The organism is Microbispora sp. NPDC088329 (assembly GCF_040685655.1).
Classification (GTDB): Bacteria; Actinomycetota; Actinomycetes; order Streptosporangiales; family Streptosporangiaceae; genus Microbispora.
This window is the reverse complement of sequence record NZ_JBFBIP010000013.1, coordinates 1-490: the sequence shown is the minus strand read 5'-3', so window position 1 is coordinate 490 and position 490 is coordinate 1.

Sequence of the window (490 nt, the reverse complement as noted above, 5' to 3'; positions counted from 1 at the left end):
CGGAGTGCGGAATCCCGCGGCGACTTGTTGCTGCGTGGAGTGGCTGAGGCGCCACCATGCCGGAGTCCGGCGACGTCTGTCCCCGTCCCCAGGGGTCTTTCCTATATGAAGCGTTGGACGTCACTGCGCCGACCGGAAGCTCCGGTCCTCGCGAAGCCCGCTCCGCTGGGCCTTCGCTGCGGTCCTCCCTCCCGCCCGCTCCGCTCCTCCCGGGTTGCCCGCTCGCGCCGCCACCTCAGCGGCGGGGCCACACCGTCAGCGTGAAGCCGGCTCCTGAATGCACGAAGCCCCGGCCAACCACGGCCGGGGCAGATCACCACGTCACCAACCGCAGCGTCCCTGAGCGAGCCCATTTGGGTGGGTCAGACAAACCCGGGGGAAACCCCGGAAAACGCGAAAGGGCCATCCCACACGGGATGGCCCTTCCAAAAAATTGTCCGGCGGCGTCCTACTCTCCCACACCGTCCCCGGTGCAGTACCATCGGCGCTG